The 20162-nt window shown below is 53.9% G+C and carries 22 protein-coding genes; 7 read left to right on the forward strand and 15 right to left on the reverse strand.

What is annotated here, in order from left to right:
• Positions 1-89 precede the first annotated feature (89 nt).
• Positions 90-428 (reverse strand): zinc ribbon domain-containing protein YjdM, encoded by a 339-nt coding sequence (locus CDH47_RS11085; protein WP_100639961.1) that lies wholly within the window; start codon positions 426-428, stop codon positions 90-92.
• Positions 429-586: 158 nt separating this feature from the next.
• On the opposite strand from CDH47_RS11085, the gene CDH47_RS11090 reads away from it, so the two are divergent.
• Together CDH47_RS11090 and CDH47_RS11095 are read left to right on the forward strand one after the other, a co-directional pair.
• Positions 587-1048: a YaiI/YqxD family protein gene (locus CDH47_RS11090; RefSeq protein ID WP_100639962.1), complete on the forward strand. Its 462-nt coding sequence runs from the start codon at positions 587-589 to the stop codon at positions 1046-1048.
• A gap of 190 nt (positions 1049-1238) precedes the next feature.
• A complete protein-coding gene (locus tag CDH47_RS11095; protein WP_100639963.1) occupies positions 1239-2363 on the forward strand; it encodes a PQQ-dependent sugar dehydrogenase in 1125 nt (374 codons plus the stop codon).
• On the opposite strand, the gene CDH47_RS11100 is transcribed toward CDH47_RS11095, so the two are convergent.
• A complete protein-coding gene (locus CDH47_RS11100; protein ID WP_100639964.1) occupies positions 2357-2770 on the reverse strand; it encodes a GFA family protein in 414 nt (137 codons plus the stop codon). The genes CDH47_RS11095 and CDH47_RS11100 overlap by 7 nt on opposite strands.
• 104 nt (positions 2771-2874) lie before the next feature.
• Positions 2875-3642, reverse strand: coding sequence for a glutathione S-transferase N-terminal domain-containing protein (locus CDH47_RS11105; protein WP_100639965.1), 768 nt, complete (start codon positions 3640-3642; stop codon positions 2875-2877).
• Positions 3643-4056: 414 nt separating this feature from the next.
• On the opposite strand from CDH47_RS11105, the gene dacB reads away from it, so the two are divergent.
• A complete protein-coding gene (gene dacB, locus CDH47_RS11110) occupies positions 4057-5514 on the forward strand; it encodes a D-alanyl-D-alanine carboxypeptidase/D-alanyl-D-alanine endopeptidase (RefSeq protein ID WP_193601645.1) in 1458 nt (485 codons plus the stop codon).
• A gap of 51 nt (positions 5515-5565) precedes the next feature.
• Here the strand turns inward: dacB and CDH47_RS11115 are convergent, their stop codons facing one another.
• A complete protein-coding gene (locus CDH47_RS11115) occupies positions 5566-6906 on the reverse strand; it encodes a DUF4397 domain-containing protein (RefSeq protein ID WP_100639966.1) in 1341 nt (446 codons plus the stop codon).
• Between the two features lie 133 nt (positions 6907-7039).
• Entirely contained in the window at positions 7040-7306 is a 267-nt protein-coding gene (locus CDH47_RS11120) for a DUF2798 domain-containing protein (RefSeq protein WP_100639967.1), read from the reverse strand.
• A gap of 142 nt (positions 7307-7448) precedes the next feature.
• Between CDH47_RS11120 and CDH47_RS11125 the strand changes: the two genes are divergently transcribed.
• Positions 7449-8345 carry a DUF6279 family lipoprotein gene (locus tag CDH47_RS11125; protein ID WP_100639968.1) on the forward strand — a complete coding sequence of 299 codons (897 nt, stop codon included), beginning with the start codon at positions 7449-7451 and terminating at the stop codon, positions 8343-8345.
• On the opposite strand, the gene CDH47_RS11130 is transcribed toward CDH47_RS11125, so the two are convergent.
• The 5 genes from CDH47_RS11130 to CDH47_RS11150 form a co-directional block, all read right to left on the reverse strand.
• Positions 8346-9116 carry an SDR family oxidoreductase gene (locus CDH47_RS11130; protein ID WP_100639969.1) on the reverse strand — a complete coding sequence of 257 codons (771 nt, stop codon included), beginning with the start codon at positions 9114-9116 and terminating at the stop codon, positions 8346-8348.
• A 17-nt stretch (positions 9117-9133) separates the two neighbouring features.
• A complete protein-coding gene (locus CDH47_RS11135) occupies positions 9134-9823 on the reverse strand; it encodes a histidine phosphatase family protein (protein ID WP_100639970.1) in 690 nt (229 codons plus the stop codon).
• Entirely contained in the window at positions 9823-10887 is a 1065-nt protein-coding gene (locus tag CDH47_RS11140) for a phosphotransferase family protein (protein WP_100639971.1), read from the reverse strand. Before CDH47_RS11140 ends, CDH47_RS11135 begins: the two co-directional genes overlap by 1 nt.
• A gap of 31 nt (positions 10888-10918) precedes the next feature.
• Positions 10919-11740 (reverse strand): SDR family oxidoreductase, encoded by an 822-nt coding sequence (locus tag CDH47_RS11145; protein WP_100639972.1) that lies wholly within the window; start codon positions 11738-11740, stop codon positions 10919-10921.
• 187 nt (positions 11741-11927) lie between these two features.
• The gene (locus CDH47_RS11150) at positions 11928-13139 is read right to left on the reverse strand and encodes an acyl-CoA dehydrogenase family protein (protein ID WP_100639973.1); all 1212 of its coding nucleotides are present in this window, start codon (positions 13137-13139) and stop codon (positions 11928-11930) included.
• Between the two features lie 167 nt (positions 13140-13306).
• Here CDH47_RS11150 and CDH47_RS11155 point away from each other — a divergent pair, with 167 nt between their 5' ends.
• A complete protein-coding gene (locus tag CDH47_RS11155; protein WP_100639974.1) occupies positions 13307-14200 on the forward strand; it encodes a LysR family transcriptional regulator in 894 nt (297 codons plus the stop codon).
• Here the strand turns inward: CDH47_RS11155 and CDH47_RS11160 are convergent.
• Positions 14194-14550, reverse strand: coding sequence for a hypothetical protein (locus CDH47_RS11160; RefSeq protein WP_100639975.1), 357 nt, complete (start codon positions 14548-14550; stop codon positions 14194-14196). The genes CDH47_RS11155 and CDH47_RS11160 overlap by 7 nt on opposite strands.
• Before the next feature lie 183 nt (positions 14551-14733).
• Between CDH47_RS11160 and CDH47_RS11165 the strand changes: the two genes are divergently transcribed.
• The gene (locus tag CDH47_RS11165) at positions 14734-15888 is read left to right on the forward strand and encodes an isocitrate/isopropylmalate dehydrogenase family protein (protein ID WP_100639976.1); all 1155 of its coding nucleotides are present in this window, start codon (positions 14734-14736) and stop codon (positions 15886-15888) included.
• 54 nt (positions 15889-15942) lie between these two features.
• Here CDH47_RS11165 and CDH47_RS11170 read toward each other — a convergent pair whose 3' ends face one another.
• From CDH47_RS11170 to CDH47_RS11180, 3 genes are all read right to left on the reverse strand, one after another.
• A complete protein-coding gene (locus CDH47_RS11170; RefSeq protein ID WP_100639977.1) occupies positions 15943-16515 on the reverse strand; it encodes a YceB family lipoprotein in 573 nt (190 codons plus the stop codon).
• A gap of 93 nt (positions 16516-16608) precedes the next feature.
• Positions 16609-16800, reverse strand: coding sequence for a CPXCG motif-containing cysteine-rich protein (locus tag CDH47_RS11175; RefSeq protein WP_100639978.1), 192 nt, complete (start codon positions 16798-16800; stop codon positions 16609-16611).
• A gap of 35 nt (positions 16801-16835) precedes the next feature.
• Positions 16836-18062, reverse strand: coding sequence for a pyridoxal phosphate-dependent aminotransferase (locus CDH47_RS11180; protein WP_100639979.1), 1227 nt, complete (start codon positions 18060-18062; stop codon positions 16836-16838).
• A gap of 265 nt (positions 18063-18327) precedes the next feature.
• Between CDH47_RS11180 and CDH47_RS11185 the strand changes: the two genes are divergently transcribed.
• Positions 18328-19311 (forward strand): D-2-hydroxyacid dehydrogenase, encoded by a 984-nt coding sequence (locus CDH47_RS11185; RefSeq protein ID WP_100639980.1) that lies wholly within the window; start codon positions 18328-18330, stop codon positions 19309-19311.
• A gap of 145 nt (positions 19312-19456) precedes the next feature.
• On the opposite strand, the gene CDH47_RS11190 is transcribed toward CDH47_RS11185, so the two are convergent.
• Complete coding sequence (locus tag CDH47_RS11190; RefSeq protein WP_100639981.1) at positions 19457-20122, reverse strand: response regulator transcription factor; 666 nt, start codon at positions 20120-20122, stop codon at positions 19457-19459.
• Between the last annotated feature and the right edge of the window lie 40 nt (positions 20123-20162).

Below are 20162 nucleotides of genomic sequence, written 5' to 3' on the forward strand. Positions count from 1 at the left end.
CCCACAGTGTTGCTTCCAGCTCAACTCAACACAACAAATAGAGTGCGGCGAATAGTCGCAGCGAGCGAGACAAAGCCCCTGGGCGGGGATCAAGCCTTTTTTACAAACTCGGATTTGAGCTTCATGGCACCAATGCCATCGATTTTACAGTCAATATCGTGATCGCCATCCACCAGGCGAATGCTCTTAACCTTGGTGCCCACTTTCACTACCGAGCTTGAGCCCTTAACCTTCAAATCCTTGATAACGGTAACGGCATCACCATCCTGAAGTTCGTTGCCGTGAGCATCGCGCACTACTTTGCCCTCTGCCGCAGCTGCCGCCTCAGCCTCTGTCCATTCATGGGCACATTCCGGGCAAACAAACTGTATTCCATCTTCATAGGTGTATTCTGAAGCGCACTTGGGACAAGGAGGAAGTTGGGACATTAGAGTTACCTGCTAGTTGAATTTACGGGGATTATACCACCTAGAATTATTCTATTCCGGAGGTGTAAATGAAGGCCTACTACCACGCCCGCTGCAACAGCAGGTAAACTCCACGGCATTGCTTGACCAATACGCAAAACTGCTCAAAGGAACCAGCCATGCCAATCTGGGTCGATGCCGACGCCTGCCCCGTGCCCATCCGGGAAATTCTCTGCCGTGCTGCCACACGCTGGAAAATTCAAACAACCTTTATTGCCAATCATGTGATCAAGCTGCCGCCAAGCCCTTACATTAAGGCCAGGCAGGTTATGCAGGGGTTTGATGTGGCAGACAACGAGATTATGGATCAGCTCAAGGCCGGTGATCTGGTGATCACCCAGGACATTCCGTTAGCAGCTGAAGCCATTGCAAAAGGTGCGGATGTGTTTAACCCGAGGGGGCAGGCTTTCACCAAAGAGAATATCCGCCAGCGCTTGGCCATGAGGAATTTTATGGAAGAGATGCGCAATGCAGGACAAATGACCGGCGGGCCAGCCCCGTTCGGCCAAACCGACCGGAAAGAATTCGCTGACAAACTGGACCGGTGGTTACAGCGCAACCACAAGCCCCACAACCACTAACGCAACAAATAGACCAGCGCCAGCGGCAATCTTCAATCCTTCCATCATTTCCTGCTCTGCTGTCATGGCTGTATCTCCTTGAGCTTATGATGTAAACAGTTCGTATGGCGATTATTTGTGCTCAGTGAACAAGCACAAAAACATATTAATGATAATGGTTTTCATTTGCAACTCAAGAGAGGGGGAAGGTATGCGCCATATTCAATTCCTGGTTCCGGTCATTGGCTTGCTGTTTTTAAGCCTCTCCTTCACCGCAGCGGCCCAGATATTTACCAGCAATGACGCTCGCTTCAGCCTGGAAACCATAGCTGACGGCCTCGAACACCCGTGGAGCCTGGCCTTTCTCCCCGGTGGTTCCATACTCGTTACAGAGAGAGCGGGAAGACTGCGTGTCATTCAGAACGGAAGTCTGCTGCCCAAGGCTATTGAGGGGCTTCCAACACCCGCGGTTACAGGCCAGGGCGGGCTGTTTGATATCGTTCTGCACCCCGGCTTCAAGAGCAACAGAACACTCTTCCTCAGCTACGCGCAGCGTTCCAACGAGGGAATGACAACTCGCGTAGCTCGCGCCATTTACGAAGAAGGAAAACTAAAAGACGTAAAAGTTATCTTCGAGGCACTGCCGCGCTCCGGTGGCTCTCGACACTTCGGTGGGCGAATGGTATTCGACACCTCCGGCTACCTTTATATTTCCGTGGGTGACCGTGGTGAGATGGACCGTGCTCAGGACACCCGGGATGATGCCGGCGGAGTTCACCGAATTACTGTGAATGGCATGCCTGCACCTGGCAACCCGGGGCTCGATGACCCAGGCACTAACAACACCCTGTTCACTTGGGGAAACCGCAATATTCAGGGCATGACCAATCATCCAGAAACAGGCGTTATCTGGACCCATGAACACGGCCCGCGGGGCGGCGACGAAATAAATATTTTGGCAGCCGGCACCAATTACGGATGGCCCAAAATAACCTATGGCATTGATTACTCGGGGTTCCCGATCACCCAAGACACTGAAAAAGAAGGTATGGCTCAGCCTCTGCACTACTGGGATCCATCCATTGCGCCCTCGGGCATGGCATTTTACACCGGCTCCGAATTTCCCCTTTGGCGAGGCAGTTTATTCGTAGGCGCCCTGAAACTGCGCAAACTGGTACGGTTGGAAATCCAAAATGGACAGGTGATCGAGGAGGAGGATCTGCTTACCAGCCTGAACGAACGAATTCGTGACGTTCGCTCAGGGCCGAATGGCGCTCTGTGGTTACTAACGGATTCACCACAGGGAAAAGTCTACCGGGTTGTGCCGATTCAGTGAGGGTCGTCGGTGCGCTCAGTCTTCTCATACTGAGGCAAAGTATCGGTAATTTCGAACCAGTCAGACTTTGAGCCCGTGTAAACATGCTGCACTGGTCCCTTTGCCAGAGGTTCATTGATTACACCGACACGCAGGCGAAGGATACCGGGGATCGCATCCACGCGACTGTAAAGATGACTCCCGCAACGGCTGCAGAAAGCCCGGTATTTTCCCGGGCGTGACTCGTATTCAGTGAGCAGCTCTTCTCCGGACAAAAACCGGAAGCGCACTTTCTGTACCGGGGAACTGGCAGAAAATGCACTGCCATGGGCACGCCGACACTGGCTGCAATGGCACAGTGATAGCGGCCCCAGAGGGCCTTCGTATTCAAACGTGATATCGCCACACAGGCACTGGCCGGTATACATAGGCATTCCTGATCATTGTGTCTTGAGCGTTCAAGCACGCATTCATTGGGAACGCTATGATACCTACCCAATTGCCCGTGAAACAGAGTGACTACCGGTTGTTTTTATCCATACTGCGCATTCAGGTAGCCCAGTATGCGAGCAGAATCGAACAGCCCTTCCCCGGTATTCGGATCTTCAAGGTAAGGCACCTGGACTCTGCCGTGAGCTTTAAAAAAGTCATCGCGCTTACCACCAGGGATTGGTTTGTATGGCCCCGGCTTGATTCGTTGTGCTGCCGGGCCAATTTCAGTCCAGTGTTCCTTGCCCAGGTTGTGCAGAGTGTAGGGTATTTCCAGTTCACACAGTCTCTCTCGCACCAGGCGGGAGAATGGGCTGCCTTCAAAACTCCACAAATGCAACGGCTGCTCCGGCTGCTTTCCTGAATTTGCCCGCAGCCCTCGCATGGCGCTGGTGACAGAGGCGACAGAACCCAAAACCGGCTGCCAGACCCGCTCACGGTAGTAGCCGGGCACTGTCCGACCTGCGTACTGCCTGAACAGATACTCTATGATCTCTTCCGACTCGTACATCACGGTACCCGTATTCTGGTCAACCAGCAGAGGGAACTGCTGTTTTCCACCAGTCGCTTCTGCGTGCTTGCGAAATACACGACCACCTTTAGGGCAAGGGCGAATCTCCACATCAAGATTGAGGGCCGTGAAGACTTCGCGAACCCGTCGACAGTAGGGGCAGCCCTCCATGTCGTAAAGCACAACGGGCTGCTCCGGTTGCGGTACATCACTTACAACGAGACAGCCTCGCCAAGCAGTTAACGACGAGGTAGTAACGGAACCCAAAACATTTGCGTGGTGAGCGAGTCTTTTCAGCATAATTAAACCCTCAGTTGATACCCCGACCATTATCACCAAATAAAACGACTTTCCATTGGCTCAGCCACACTGAAAAGGCTGGCAGCCATGTATCCATCTGCATCCTGCTTACATGCCTCACCGCTTTGCAAAAGCTGGCTTACACTCAGTCACAAATTCCCAATACAAACAAGCTATCTACTGGCATTTATTAACGTCATGTAGAGGTTTTCTGCATAGTACAAATGGCAAAGATGGGCTATTGTTCATGTAGGGAGTTCATCTTCATATTTCATCAGGCAGCTATTTATGGTGATTTCGGATATGCCGCACTCAAACAGCGCAGAAAAAACCAGCTTTCGACGCTATAGACGCCCAGCGAGACTTCTGGCTGCAGCTCTCGTCTTGGCCCCGGCACTATACCTACCATCGGCAATGGCTGATAGCGACGATGGCGCAGGCTTCACTGGCAATCGCCTCTGGGCCAGCCAGATGCGCGACTACGCAACGAAATCCCTTAAGAGCGAAGAAGCCTTGAGCATGGCCGCTGTCCCCCTGAATGGCCCAGGGCTTGACCAGAACATCAATGCCGATGTACCCATGAGCCCTGGCTCCATTATGAAGGTGATCACCACCTATGCAGCCCTGGAAATCCTCAGCCCCACCCATCACTGGGATACGGACTTTCTCACGGATGGGCAAATGGTTGGTGATACTCTCCAGGGCAACCTCTATGTACGCTTTGGGGGCGACCCGAAACTCACTTTCGAACGGCTATGGACAACCCTGCGTGAACTCCGCGACATGGGGATTAATCGCATTGACGGCGACCTTGTGCTGGACGGCAGCTATTTTAAAATTGATGGCGGCTTTCCCGCGTTCAAGGATAATGGAGATAACCCACACGCACCGTTTCTGGTTGAGCCATCTGCCTACCTGACCAACCTCAACCTCATACACTTCCAGATTCGAGCCGATGAACGCGGCACACAAGCCTGGAGCACACCCACTCTTAACGAGGTTGCTATCGACAACCGGGTGACCGCAGTAGCCGATGGGCCCTGCCCGGCGCGCCGCAGTTTTGACTGGGAACCGGTGATTCAGGCAGGCGGGAAGGTAACGGTGCGGGTAACGGGCGAACTGCCACAAGGATGCCGCACCACAAAATACCTGTCCTTACTGCCCCATGAGCAATACAGCGCTTCGATGATTCGCACGCTCCTTTCCGAGATGGGCATCATCGTGTCGGGTGGTAACCAGATCGGGATAACCCCGGAAACTGCGCGACTGGTTATGAAAACCACGTCGCCCGATCTGGTTACCATGGTACGGGACATCAATAAGTGGAGCAGCAACGTAATGGCCAGGCAACTCTTGCTGACCATTGGCGCCCAAAACCGCTTGGACAACGAAAACGATGATCGGGTTGCCGGAATTCGCGTTATTTATGACTGGCTGCAGAAGAAAGGAGTCGATACTGACGGCATGGTGATCGACAACGGCGCAGGCCTTACACGCCATGGCAGAATTACCGCAAGGCAAGGCGCCAAAATTCTTCAACTCGCCTGGAACAGCCCTTACTCTTCAGACCTTATGGCCTCTATGCCGATTATCGCCATGGACGGGACCATGGCTCGCCGCCTGCGCAATACGGGCATGGACGGCGAAGGTCGCATTAAAACCGGTTACCTGGAAAACGTACGATCTATTGCTGGCTTCACCCGGGATGAGAACAATACAACCTGGGCGGTTGTGGGCATGGTGAATAATGATCCTGCCTGGAATGGTCAGGCGGTTCTTGATCGGATTCTTTATTCCCTGCATTACCGGCCGCCGACAGGAACGACTCTGACCAAAGCCAGTACAAGCGATACCAGTATTTCTATTCAATAAAAAACACCCCGGCAAAACCAGGGCGTTAACGGCAGGTGGATCTTACTCTCGTTACGGGGTCAAAGCTTCGCGGCGGTCTTCCAGAAGCAATGCTTCAAGACTGCCAACACTTGCGCCAATTGCAATAGCCGTAGTAACGCTGCCGGCTGGCAAATCAAGACCCTGAGTACCTGGAACCGCTGCCATCGTGGTGCCATCTGCTGCAATGGTCACATCATAAGTTGCTGCCGGAACCGTTACGTAGCCCGTATCTTTGCCAAGCAGGACATCCGGGAACGTCGGTTCACCCATCACCGGACCGCCTGCCGGCAGCACGAAGATATCAACCGGCTGGGCTTCGGGTGCGGCGGCAGCATGAACCAGCCGGACATCCGCTTGAGCAGCATCGCTCGGCGCCCTACGGTCAGCCAGCACTATCAGCCGAGTCTTGGACAACTGATTCACATCGCCCGCAGCAATCACCGTGTAAGACTCCCCGCGCTCCAGCGTCAGGGTGCCGCCTAGTGTTGCAAGCGCACCGCCAATGCCACCATTTGCAGGCGCAACCGCAACGTCCCGATCACCTGCAGGCAACACAAGGTAGGGTGTATTGGTTCCATAGAGAAAATCACCTTTCGCTTCTTCGCCATCGACAAAAACATCAACAGTAACGTCTTCAACCGCATGAACAATCCGCACTTCGGCGCTGTTGCTGAGCACAGCCGTTACAACAGGGTCGCTTTCAGCCCACACCAGAAGACTCACGGGCGACACGCCTTTAACGCTGTTGACAGCCACAACCGTCACGTCAGAAGCGATTGCAAGCGCACCGGAGTCATAGACGATATCCGAACCACCTGCCCCGGCGATCCGAACCTGATAATCGGCTGCGGGAACCGGATCAAGAGTGGCGTTGGCGCCGAAGGGTACATTGGGCAATGTCGGCATCGCAGGCAGTGCAGCGCCAGGTGCCGTTACGTTCACATCAACACTGCCGGCGTCTGGTGAAGCATGCACAACCGTCACATCAATCGTGCCGTTTGCGCGACGCTCTGTGTCGTCCAAAGCCTCCAGATCCAGGGATGCAACGCTATCCTGAGCAATGATCGAGTAGAAGCGCCCCTCGTCCAGTGCAAAACTCTCAATCAGCACGTCTGCTCCGCCTACCTGAACGCTGATCTCACGGGTGCCTGCAGGAACATAAAGGTAGCCAGTACCCTGCTGGAACTTAACGCCGGTCAACACAACATTGCCATCGATAGCCACGTCAACTGCAGGAGCATCCGGCGAGGCGTGGAGCACTCTCACCTTCGACATGGGTTCTTGCGCTACCGAGTCATCATCATCGTCACTACATCCCACCAGCATCAAACTGCCGGCCAGAACCATTGTAAGTGCATATTTTGTTTTCATTGTGTCTCGTCCTCTTATTCCGGGAGTAAATACCAGGGTTAAGTGGTTCGAACCTGCACAAATTCAGTCCCTGACATGTGCGTCAAAACAACTTACGGGAGGACAATAAAAACAGATGATGCGACTTTACATTTCAGTTTACAGGTGTGCGCTTATTCTCACGGCCGGGCTGCCCCAGAGTTAGCTCCGTTAGTTTCACCGCCACTGGCGCTACGAACGTCACCACGGGGAATGCAACTGCCCACGCCACCAGAAATGCCGGAGCCCAGCGGTACAGAAACGCACTATCCATGCCTGTGTTGATCACGGTGATTACCCCGGACATCAACAAAGACATCATCCCAGACATGTAGAATCCGAACACAAGCTGGCGCAGGCGGGCGGGTTTAATTCGGCTCATGAGTTCTCCTCAATAAAGATAGAAGTGTTCGGATAACTGCATCCGAAAACCTCAGGATGACGTAAACTATAAAGACACAATCGAATAATGATAATAAGCTTATAACCTTTTATCGATAGGCTTTTACCGAGCCGGGCGCCTTATGAGTCATTCTAAAGTACGCAGCGTTCGAACGGCCGCACTCCTGCTGGTCTTAATCCTGGTTGTCACAGGGTGTAGCTCAACCCGACTTGCGTATCGTTACGCAGACTGGGGTATTGTCTGGTGGGTAGAGGATTTCATAACTCTTACGACAGCCCAAAAGCAGCAATTGAACGCCGACATTGACGAATTAAGACAATGGCACTGCAGTACCGAGTTGCCGCGCTATCAGGCATGGCTGCACGACCTCCGGAGCGAATTGGCCACCGGCAAACCTGGCCCGGCTGACATTCGCAGGCATCAGGACCAACTTCTTACGCTCCTGCCGCCCTTGATGCGCCAAATAACACCCGGCGCCGTGCGCCTGCTCTCCAGTCTCAACGACGAACAGGTGCGTGAGCTGGCCGAGAACATGGCAGAAAACCATCGGGAAATGGAAGAGGAATTCCTGGCCGGCGACGCTGAAACAATTGCGCAAGCACGGGCGGAGCGCACGGAAGAGCGAGCCGAGCGTTGGCTGGGCAGCCTGAACGCCACTCAGAAGAGCCTCATAAATGACTGGTCGGAAAGCCGGAAAGGACAGACAGAAATCTGGCTGGCGGGCCGCCGCAATTGGCAAAAAGCCCTGCTGAATGCCCTCGAGAATCGCAATGAGCCTGGCTTTGGCGCAACCGTCACAGAGTTGATCAACAACCCGGAAGCAGGCCGCGGCGATGCCTATGCAAAGAGGATGGACGACAGCATGGCGGCCATGAGCTCATTGATTCAGCAACTTCTGCAAGCAGGCGAAGCTTCACATCTTGACCATCTGGCCAGCAAGGTGTCGGAATTGCGCGGCGACTTCAAAGCCCTTACCTGTGTTTCTGGCCCTGAGGTCGCATCGCACATTTATAATTGATCAGACCGTTAAGTAACCACCATCCACATTAATGCAGGCACCCGTCGTGTAGCTGGATGCATTTGATACCAGGTACAACACAGTGCCGGCCATCTCATCAGGGTCGGCAATGCGCTTCACAGGAATGTGCGCCATCGCCTGCTTTTTGATTGCTTCATTAGTGGTCAGTGCGCTGGCAAACTTTGTATCTGTGAGCCCAGGCAAGAGCGCATTAACGCGAACGTTCTGCTGCCCCAACTCGGTCGCGAAGGATTTGGTCATGGAAATAACCGCTGCTTTGGTGATCGAATAAATGCCCTGGTAGTGGCCAGGATTCACACCGTTAATAGACGCTACGTTAACAATGGAGCCACCGCCCTGCTTCTTCATCAATTGCGCGCCACGGGCACACATGAAGAAGTAACCGCGAATGTTTACGTCGACGGTTTTCTGGAAGGCACCCAGATCTGTATCTTCAACCGGACCGAAGTAAGGGTTGGCTGCGGCGTTGTTCACCAGAATATCCAGCTTGCCGTGTTCTTTTTCGATATGCGCCCAGATCGCTTCTATTTGATCCATCTCGCCAATGTGGCAGGCATAGGCTTCAGCACTGCCACCCGCTTCGCGAATGCTGCTGGCTACGGCTTCACAGCCATCAATCTTGCGGCTGGTTACGATCACGTGGGCGCCGTAATCCGCCAGTGTGCGGGCAATGCTCTCGCCAATACCACGGCTGGCACCGGTAATCAGGGCAATCTTTCCGGTCAGATCAAACAGGTCTTTCTTGCTCATTGGTTCACCTCAATTTGTTATCGGAAGGTCACCAGGGCGGGGTCTTCCGCTTCCAGGTGGCTATAATTATTGAAAACAGACAGGCTGCGGCGACCTGCGGAGTAGAGCACACGGGTAACGCTGGTGTTGGCAATGACTTCATTCAGCCCCAATGTGCGCTCGTCGCTCAGGCTTAAAAGGTGCTGGCACATAGCGGCGATGGGCCCGCCGGATGTGGACACCAGAACATCGCCGCCGTCTGCGTATTCGATCATTTCATCAAAGGCCGAGAGTACCCGGGCTTGGAATTCCGGCCAAGTCTCATCGTATTCTGCATCATACTTACCAGACGCCCAGCGGCGTACGGCTTCAACAAATGCCTTCTGAAAGGCTGCCGCGGGTTTCGGGAAAGCCGCCAGGTCCCTCGCCATCACATGCCAATCGCGCCACTCTGGTCGATAACGGTTTACGATGGATTCGTGATCAAATTCGTTAAAGCCAAGAGCAACCTGCATATCCGGCAGCTCCGCACCATAGCCGGTTGCGATGGCTTCTACGGTTTCCCGATGCCGCTGCAAATCGCCGCCAAAAATCGCCGCTGGCTCAAATTTATCGGTCATCCAGCGCCCGAGTATCTTGCCCTGCTCCCAGCCTTTTTTGGAAAGCTGATCGTAATTTTCTTTGCCAAAGCTGGCCTGGCCATGGCGTACAAGGTAAACCGTAGCCATTACAGCGAGCTCTCTGCGATCAAACGCTTGCAGCGCTTCTCCAGACTGTTGGCTGCGTGGCCGAATATGGCAAAACGCTTATCACTGGTTTGGCCGTGATAGAAGCGGTAGTAGATTTGTTGCACGATCACCGCCAAACGGAACAGCCCGTAGATCTCGTAAAAGTCGAAGTTATCTGCGTGGAAACCGGACCTCTCCATGTAGTACTCAACGACTTCTTTCCGAGTGAGCATTCCAGGGCGGTGGGTAGGCTGACGACGCAGCATTTTGAATGACTCGTCATCATCCGCCTCTATCCAGTAGGCAAGCGTATTACCCAAGTCCATCAGCGGGTCGCCAATGGTGGCCATTTCCCAATCCAGTACCCCGATCACTTCAAAGGGGTTGTCCGGGTTCAGCACCACGTTGTCGAAGCGGTAGTCGTTGTGAATCACAACCTGGGCCACATCGTTTGGCATCTTTTCATTGAGCCAGGCCATCACCTCCTCAAAATCGCCCACATCGCCTGTGCGGGCCTTGCGGAAACGATCGCTCCAGCCGCCTATCTGGCGCTGAACATAACCTTCGCCCTTGCCCAAGGAGTCCAGGCCAGCGGCTTTGGCGGCAACCCTGTGCAAGTCCACCATCTTGTCGATGACGCTCAGGCACAGCTTGCGGGTATCGGCTTCATCCATTTCAAGATCTTTTGGGAAGTCCTGGCGCAGAATGATGCCTTTCAGGCGTTCCATCACATAAAAATCGCAACCCAGCACGTCGTGGTCGTCACAAATGGCAATGATGTTGGGTACATAAGGGTAAACAGGCTTCAGCGCCTGCATCACTCTGGCTTCACGCAGCATGTCGTGGGCGGATTTTGCAATTTTGCCAAAGGGTGGGCGGCGCAAAACGAAGGAACGGTCACCGTAGTCCACCTGATAGGTCAGGTTGGAAGCGCCACCCGGGTACTGGCGAATAACCGGCTCGCCGGTCAGGTCCGGGATGGCACCTTTCATGAAGCGGTCTACTGCGGAAAGGTCCAGCTCTTCGCCTTCGCGGATATCTGCTGCCTGGTCAATCTGGGTCATTCATCACTCTCCTTTTGTTCCCGTGTGCTAATCAGGCTTTGGCCTTATTGCCCATCTTCTTCATCCAGCGTTTGCTCTCTTCATACATCAGCTTGTCAAACACCGCTGGCGCATAACGCTTGAGTATCCACAGGCGGCGCTCTTTCACGTGGGGAAGCACCCAGAAATCTTTTTTCTTCGCTGAGCGCACTATGTCGTCGGCAACCTGATCTGCAGTAATGGTCGAGCGCTTCATCAGCTTGTTCACGTTCTGCTGAATACCGGGAATGTCTGAGCGCATGCTTTGGGTTAGGTTAGTCTGGAAAAACGCAGGGCAAACGCAGCTAACACTGATACCGTCACCCCGTAATTCCTGCCGCAGGGTTTCAGACAGTGCAATAACACTGGCCTTGGATACATTGTAGCTGTCCATTAGCGGCGCGAGCATGAGGCCTGCCATGGAGGCAATATTCACAAAGGTTCCTGAGCCCTGCTTTTTGAACTGGGGTGTGAACGCCTTACAGCCGCGCACAACACCCAGTACGTTGATATCGATGATCCATTCCCAGTCGGCCATGGTGGTGTCTTCAATGGAGCCAGCAGAGGCCACACCGGCGTTATTCACCACTACGTCCACACCGCCCCACTTCTCGGTGAGATCGGCGCAGATTTTTTCGAGATCTGTCAGGCGCCGAACGTCGCACTCAACAAAGTAGCCTTCGCCACCGGCATTGTTAATTTCCTGCTCAACACCTACGCCCTGTTCGGGATTGATGTCACCGATACAGACCTTAGCGCCTTCTCTGGCATAACGCAGTGCAATGGCTCGGCCTAGGCCGCTTGCGCCGCCTGTTACGAATACTCTTTGTGTCATGGGGTTGTCCGTTGTTTGTTATTGAAAACAGTACCTAAGCATTGGAGTACGGCGGAGCCGCCGGAGGGGCGGGTTGCTGAAACACGCTGTGGATACGTCCTTGTACGCTTGGCTCCGCCATCCATGGCTCCGCACAGTTTCATCAACCCGCCCCTCCGTCGGCTCCTCTCATCATTTTCGTTGGCCGTCAGCTTTTGTATTTACGCAGTTCCAGTCTCGCAACCGTGGCACGATGCACTTCATCCGGGCCATCAGCCAACCTGAGTACACGAGCATAGGCAAACAATTGGGTCAGTGGGAAGTCGTCGTCGCTCACACCAGCACCACCGTGAATCTGAATGGCCTGATCCACAATGGTTTGCAGCATATTGGGAATCAGCGCCTTGATCATGGCGACTTCCTGAATGGCGCCGGCAATGCCTTTGGTATCCAGAGCCCAAGCACACTTCAGTGTTAACAAGCGCGCCTGTTCGATGGACATACGGGCATTAGCAATAATGTCCGGGTTGCCACCTAGCTTCGCCAGCGGGCGTCCAAAAGCCTCGCGGCTCAATGACCGTTTCACCAGAAGTTCAAGCGTGCGCTCGGCGGCACCGATTGCTCGCATGCAGTGGTGTACACGGCCAGGCCCAAGGCGACCCTGGGCAATTTCGAAACCGCGGCCGGGACCGGCAATAAAGGCGCTCTTGGGCAGGCGAACGTTTTCGAACAGGACTTGGCCATGGCCATAGGGTTCGTCGTATTCACCAAACACAGGAAGCATGCGCTCAATGGTTACGCCCGGTGCATCCATCGGTACCAGAACCATGGAGTGGCGGCGGTGCTTGTGGGCGTCGGGTTCAGACAGTCCCATGAAAATAGCAACTTTGCAGTCCGGGTGGCCAACACCGGTGCTCCACCATTTGCGGCCGTTCAGCACTACTTCATCACCTTCCACTACGGCTGTTGCTTCCATGGTGGTTGCATCGGATGAGGCCACTGCCGGCTCGGTCATGCAGAACGCAGAGCGGATTTCGCCGCTAAGCAAGCGTGGGAGCCATTCAGCTTTCTGCTCTTCCGACCCGTAGTGAATGAGCACTTCCATGTTGCCTGTGTCGGGCGCATTGCAGTTGAAAATTTCGGGGGCAATAAAGCTGCGGCCGGTTTCTTCAGCAATCAGGGCGTAATCAGAGTTAAGCAGGCCACAACCGTGCTCTTCATCCGGGAAGAACATGTTCCAGAGGCCTTGAGCTTTGGCTTTTTCCTTGAGTTCCTTGATGATTGGCAGCACAACCCAGCGGTTTTCAAGAGATGCCAGTTCCTTGTGATACTGGGCTTCTACCGGGAGAATTTCTTCCGCCATAAACGCTTTTACACGTTTGAGATAATCCTGACCCTTCTCGGAGATACTGAAATCCATTGCCGAACCCTCTCAGAAATTGAACAACATCTATTAGATAGACTAGCAAACGGTGCGATGACTATAAGCACGATTAAACCAGTCTAGGGCTGCTCAAACTATTACGCGACTGAATTATTCTTATCGTTTACTATTATCAAAACTAATTCTTATAGAGATTAATGACTATGGCCGGGAATCGTCTGGATCTCAACCTGCTGCATGTATTTGACACGATATACCGGGAAGGCAGTCTTACCCGGGCAGCTAAGGCGTTACACCTCACCCAACCTGCCGTTAGCCATTCACTGTCTCGATTGAGGGACCATTTTGACGACCCGCTGTTCACCCGCCAGGGCAATCAGATGGTGCCTACACCTCTGGCCCGACGTTTTCTGGAATCCATGAAGCCTGGGCTTACCCAGATTCAGGGTGCAGTAAATCAGTTCCACGCCTTTGACCCGGCAAACCAGCGTAAAACCTATTCTTTGGGGCTGAGGGATGTTCTTGAATCAACGTTTCTGCCGCCGCTTATGCAGCGGTTATACGCGTATCCGGAGTTGGAGATAGCCAGCAAACGCATTCCCCGGCGGGATATGGAAACACAATTGGCCGCAGGCAAACTGGACTTCGCGGTGGATGTTTTGCTGCCGGTCAGCAACCAAACTTCCCACGAGCTTCTCAGGCAGGACAGGCTTGTAGTTCTGGCGCGGGAGGGCCACCCGCTGGCAGCAGACGCTCTGGATATGGACGGATACCTTTCTGCGCGGCACGTGTTGGTCTCATCACGCGCAGAAGGGCCGGGAATTGAGGATTTTGAATTATCAAGGCTAGGGGTTCAGCGCAGCATACGCCTGCGCTGCCAGCACTATTACGCCGCCTGCCGGGTGGTCGAAGGAACGGATATGTTACTGACCATGCCTGAAACCTACGCCCAGATTATTTCCGAGCGGGCAAATATCACCATAATGAATCCGCCAGCCGACCTGCCCTCAGTCGATGTGCACCTGTACTGGCACACAGCCTACGGTCAGGAGCCGGCGCTTATCTGGTTTCGGGAGCAGCTCAAGGCGATTCAGTAAGCACCCACGGCCATCAGAAAGCCGAAAAAGCCAATTGCAGTAATGCCGAGGGAGGCCAGCACTATTCCGAACCCCCACCAAATGGCCGCGCCATCGGAGATATCAACCCCATGCCCACGCAGGGTGCGATAAAACGCCCAAGGGCCAAGAATAAACGCCCCAACTACTGCAAACACCAGCCCAATACTCATGCCGGCAAAGGTCCAGGTGGCCAGCTCGGTTGTGCGGTCTGGCAGGTTTTCGATAACGCCTTGGCGCTGTAGAAACTTCTTGCAGAAAAACCATACCAGCGCGAAAAGCGCCGCCACAAATACCAGGCCGCCAATGATGGTCAGAAGTCGGTAAAGCAAAGTTGCCTTCCTGTAGTAAGTAGAAACGGAAAAAGAGCGAATACGCTAATTGCGGACACACTATAGCGTCGGGCTGCAGGCGGGTAAAAGGGGTTTCTTTCCAACACCAGTGGCAACCCAGGTTTCCCTGACTAAACTGGGTTGGTTATCCATACGAGTCAATTTGAAAAAGGAGTCTCCAAAATGGCCCAGACTACCCGCATTGCAGTGACACCGGGCGACGGCATTGGCCCGGAGGTTGTGGGGGAAGCCATACGCTGCCTGGAAACCCTGCGCACCAAGCATAACCTCAATCTTGAGTGGGATGAGTTTCCATGGCCGTCTCACGCCTGGCACCAGGAGCACGGCGAATCCATGCCTGCAGATGCCTTGGTTCAGCTCAAAGCTTATGACGCCATATTACTGGGTGCACTGGGTGATCCTGGCCCCCTGGACGATCCGAATCGCTACCTTTTGACCGATAGCGTTTCGTTGGCACCTCTGCTGGAAATGCGTAAAGGCTTTGATCAATGGGTATGCGAGCGCCCTGCCCGCCTGCTGCCCGGCGCCCGCCAATATCTCGCAGACGAGCGCGCAAAAGACATAGATATGCTGGTGATTCGGGAAAATTCCGAGGGAGAATACGTTAGCCAGGGTGGTCGTTTGCGTCAGGGCACTGAAGATGAGATTGCGACACAAATGGAAGTGTTTACCCGTAAAGCTACCGACCGAATCATTCGTTACGGGTTTGAGCAAGCTCGCACCCGGGCAGCCGAACGCGCAACAGAAGGCCGCACCAGAGAGTTTCGCACTCTTGATGGCAGCACCTGTGAAAGCCAGGTGTGCCTGATCACCAAGCGTAATGCGCTGCGTTATTGGGGTGACATGTACACTGAAGCCTTCGAAGAAATCAGCAAGGAATACCCGGATGTGGCCACCCATCATGAACTGGTGGATGCAGCCTGTATGAAGTTTGTGCAAGTCCCCTGGGCATTCGATGTGGTGGTTGCGAGCAACCTGCAGGGGGATATTCTGACCGACCTTGCGGCCGTACTGTCCGGTGGAATGGGGGTTGCGCCCTCCTGCAACCTCAACCCTACCGACCCCGACATGCCTTCCATGTTCGAGCCTACCCACGGTAGTGCTCCAGACATCGCTGGCCAGGGCTTGGCAGACCCAACAGCCATGCTGTTTACCGCCGCACGCATGCTGGAGTGGTTTGGCCGGAAAGACCCGGTAATGGCGTTAGCAGGCAAGGAACTTTTTGATGCGGTCGCGACCGACCTTGCAGAAAACGCAGGGGCACGACGGGGAACTCAGGCGATTGGAGACGCCATCTGCAAAAGGTTGTCAGCCTAAAGGAGGTTGCAGAGCCAGAAAACAGTTTCTGGCTCTGCTTTATCAGCTAGATGGCTATTTATCATCCATGACAAATTCAAGCCGGCCAGGCGCCACACGAACATCCATTGGCACCAGACCGAACATACGCTCAGCCATGTTGCTTTCATTCAATCGATATACCGGCATGGTCTCCAGCATTTGAGCGACAACGCCCATTACTGTATCAGTCACTGGTGCAAGATCACCTTTGAAGAAACCTGCATCGATGCTGCTTTCCAGCAGTTTTATCCTGCGAATAAAAATGGCTTTTTCTTTGCTGTCATATACCGGCGCACCTTCCACTTTAAGGGCAATGTCAACCGGAAGCTTTGTCAGTATCGCGTTCAGTGCAACCTGCCCTTTAACATCGATAACCGCCACATCACGACCATCCGGTCCTAAAGTTACGTCAGCACCACTCAGGCTCATGCTAAGGGGTGAACCATTTTGCAACTGCTGGCGATCGTAATCACTTACAGCTTTTTGTAGATGCCGTTCCAACTCACCTTCCGAGATCGAGTAAGGAGACATACTGGCGCACCCAGTAGTCAGGGCCAAAACCATGATCATCAGAGCCCAAAGGCTTTTAAGGTGTTGCTGTTTCATCGCTTATTCTCCACAGGTTTATTGTCTATCCTGCGGCAGCGAGGAAGGTGCAACAAGGCTGGCAGGTTAATAATTGGTCAGAATGCGTACCGATTACTCATTTTCAGCATGAGCATCCACATGCGGGGTAAGATTATCATCAAACGCAATCCGCAATAAAATGGGCTGACAGCATACTTGGCAATCTTCGACATACTCTTGTTCCGCTACTGATGGGTCGACGCTGATGTCCAGCGTCTCCCAGCAATAGGGGCACTGGATTAGCACAGAATCCAGAGCCGACATAGGCACTCCTTATAGGTACTCGTCACAGGTACTCGTCAAAACTGCTGTTTGGCCATCCATGGAATAATACGATCAAACGCTGCCTCAAGGTTCTCACAGGTGGTAGAAAAGCTGATGCGAATCGCGTTGGTGCAAGCTTCGCCAAATGCATCACCCGGCACCACGCACACACCGGTTTCTTTAAGCATTCGCAGCGCCAGATCCGATCCATCAACATGGCGCGGCAAGTCCGGGAATGCGAAGAAGGCCCCGCCCGGTTTGTACCCGGTCAGGTAAGGCGTCTGTTCGACCAGCTCCACCACCTTATCCCTGCGCTCACGATAAATATTCACCATGTCCCTTACACATTGCTGATCAGCGGTGAGCGCCGCGACTCCCGCAAATTGTGAAGGAGTATTCGCGACCGACGTAGTGAACATGTGATAGCGCCGCAGGTATTTGATGGTTGCCTGGCTGGCAATTACCCAGCCTACACGTAGCCCCGCCATACTGTAGGTTTTCGAGAAACTACTGATACACATGATGTTATCCAGATCCATTGAGCAACTCAGGACACTGGCGAAATCTTCATCATCAAAAATCATGTGGTCGTACACCTCATCGGCGTAGACCTGTATGCCCCGATAAGCACATTCCTCCAGGATGGCCTCTACCGTACTGCGAGGGTATACGGCACCTGTGGGGTTGTTGGGGTTATTAAGTATTATGGCAAAGGTACGCTGCCCCATCGCCGCAATTACCTCTTCGGGATCAAGCTGGTGGTCGTTCTCCACCCGGGTCGGTACAAACTTTACCTCTCCCCCATTCATACGAATCAAGGGTGCATAGAGCAGGAACGAGGGGTCCGTCACGATAAACTGCCGGCCAGGCGCAGAAGTAGCCGAGATGGCCAGATACATAGCCTCAGTCGCCCCGCTGGTCACCAGAATGTTATCTCTGGTGAGTTTGCGGTTGTAACGTTTGCTGTAGTAGTCCCTCAATGCCACAAGCAGTTCAGGTAGGCCGGCATCCATGGTGTAACCGGTCTGGCCTGCATTAAGGGCATCAATATAAGCATCGATAACATGCTTGGGTGTTGGCAGGTCCGGCTGGCCGATCGACAGATGGATCACATCTTTCATGGTGGAGGCCATGTTCACCATACGCCGAATTCCCGGCACAGGAATCGCCTGCATGGCAGGGTTCCAACTTGCCTTGGCTTTCCGGTACTTCACTTTCCGAACTTTATCCTCGCCGGTATCTCTGTTGGCGCCATTTGCCATAACAACCTCCTACAACGGGAACGGGTGGGGCCAAACCGACCCCCTTGGAGATTAGTCAGTAAAATACAGGCATACAAGGTGATGCCTGCAAGGACATGATAGGTACAAGTACCCACCACAGGTATTGGTGATCCCAGCTATATATCCGGGGTGAGGTTGACCAGATTGCATCCGCCTACCAGACTAGCTTCAGGGCTGTGTAGAGGAAAATGTCTGGCCCATACAGCCGCTCTCGCAAACCAGTCATCCATGCCGTGGAGGTTCAATGTCCCATCCCAGCAAGCCTGTTGTAACTGTCCTCACCGCCCCCGGAGATCAGGAGCCACCGGGAATGGATTCTCTTCGGGCGCGCGCCGAGGTGCGCTTTGCCAGCGATGAGACAACTCTGCGAAGTACCTTGCCGGGTACCGATGTGATGATGGTGACTGATTTTCGTACCGAGGCTCTTGAGGCTGCTTGGGGCTGTGCAGACAAACTGAGATGGATACATGCCACCAGTGCTGGAGTGGATGCCCTGATGTTCCCCGCTCTCACCGACAGCAGCGTTGTAGTCACCAACGCAAAAGGCATATTCGATCGAACCATCGCAGAGTATGTGCTTTGTACAATTCTGATGTTTGCCAAGGACTTCCCGGGGTCGATACGACTTCAGATGAAACACCAGTGGAAACATAGAGATACAGAAAGAGCCACGGGCAAGCAGGTTCTTGTAGTCGGCGCAGGCTCTATCGGCCGGCAGATTGGTCGACTGGTTGCAGCCGCCGGCATGAAGCCCCATGGCATTGCCAGGACAGCTCGCAAGAGTGATCCGGACTTTGTCGCTGTGCATGGCAATGACGATCTATACCAGCAACTGGGACATGCCGATTACGTGGTTATTGCGGCACCTCTTACACCGCAAACGGAGGGCCTGTTTGATGAGAAGGCATTCAAGGCAATGAAAAGCACCGCTCGCCTTATCAACGTTGGCCGTGGCCCGATTGTCAAAACAGGCGATCTCATTGCTGCGCTGGAGAGCGGTGAAATAGCAGGAGCTGGGCTTGATGTATTTGAGGAAGAACCCTTGCCGGAAGGCCACCCGCTTTGGGATATGGAAAATGTCATCATGACGGCACACATGGCCGGCGACTTTGTCGGCTGGCATCGTGCGCTTACCGATCAGTTTCTGGAGAATTTTGACCGTTGGCACGGTGGTGAAGAGTTGTTCAACATGGTGGACAAGGAGTTGGGGTACGCTGGGAGTAAGTAGCCGGGTTCCCGCAAATGCCGGACGGGCAGGGGAGGTGTTCCCAAAACCGTGCGGAGCCATGGATGGCGGAGCCGAGCGTACAGGGATGTATTCACAGCGTGTTTTGGGAACACCTCCCCTGCCCGGCCTCCTGAATTACGGAACCTCAGCTACCAGACAAAGACTGATCCGAAGGATCTATCTCCATCTGCTGTATTGCAATCACCGCTTGGGTACGATTCCGAACTCCAAGCTTGCGGAACACCGCCGTGATATGCGCCTTGATGGTCGCCTCTGACACTTCCAGATCGTAGGCGATCTGCTTGTTCAGAAGGCCTTCTGCCAGCATACCCAGAACCCGGAATTGTTGCGGGGTCAGTGACGCCAGTTTTTCAGAGAAGTCGGTGGTGTCGGCATGCATGCGTTCAAGCTTGTCTGCTACACCTTCCGGCAGCCACACATCACCCTCTAGAACAGCTCGAATGGCCTCGGTAATGGTGGGCAGTGGCGCCGACTTTGGAATAAAGCCAGACGCCCCATAGTCAATCGAGCGCCGCATTACCTGCAATTGCTCCGACCCTGACACAACCACCACGGGTAGCCCGGGGTATTGTCCACGCATGAACACCAGCCCCGAGAAACCGTGGGCACCCGGCATGTTCAGATCAAGCAGGACCAGATCTGCATCCGGGTGCGAATCTACCGACGCCTGGAGGGCCTTGATGCTATCCACTTCTACTGTTTCCGCATCAGGTACCGCCTGACTGACCGCCTGTTTCAGGGCAGCCCGAAACAGCGGATGATCATCAGCGACGATAATTGTTTGTGTCATTAAACCGATTCCTCACAGGTTTACGGCCTGTTTTCAGACC

Source organism: Marinobacter salexigens, assembly GCF_002806945.1.
In the GTDB taxonomy this organism is placed as follows: domain Bacteria; phylum Pseudomonadota; class Gammaproteobacteria; order Pseudomonadales; family Oleiphilaceae; genus Marinobacter; species Marinobacter salexigens.